At 60.3% G+C, this 360-nt stretch carries 1 pseudogene; it reads left to right on the top strand.

Going from position 1 to position 360, the window contains the following annotated elements:
* Positions 1-73: 73 nt before the first annotated feature.
* Positions 74-360, top strand: a pseudogene (locus tag L2I46_RS29380) (recombinase family protein); the annotation flags it as partial.

Raw genomic sequence — 360 nt, 5'->3', positions numbered from 1 at the left:
AAGCAGAGTTTTTGAAATGTAAGGCCTTTGAATAAGACAAAAGGCTGCCTCATCGCTAACTTTGCAACAGTGCCACCTCGACGACCTGCGCCGCCTGGTGCAGGGCCTCACCCAGCGCGGCGTACGCATCGAGTTCCTTAAGGAGCATTTGACCTTCACCGGCGAGGACTCGCCGATGGCGAACCTGATGCTGTCGGTAATGGGCGCGTTCGCCGAGTTCGAACGCGCCTTGATCCGCGAGCGGCAGCGCGAGGGCATCGCGCTCGCCAAGCAGCGCGGGGCCTACCGTGGCAGGAAGAAATCCCTGTCGTCTGAGCGTATTGCCGAACTGCGCCAACGTGTCGAGGCTGGCGAGCAAAA

The organism is Klebsiella sp. 2019SCSN059 (genome assembly GCF_021739525.1).
GTDB classification, from domain to species: Bacteria; Pseudomonadota; Gammaproteobacteria; order Enterobacterales; family Enterobacteriaceae; genus Klebsiella; species Klebsiella quasipneumoniae.
This window is presented reverse-complemented; position numbering and strand designations above follow the sequence as displayed.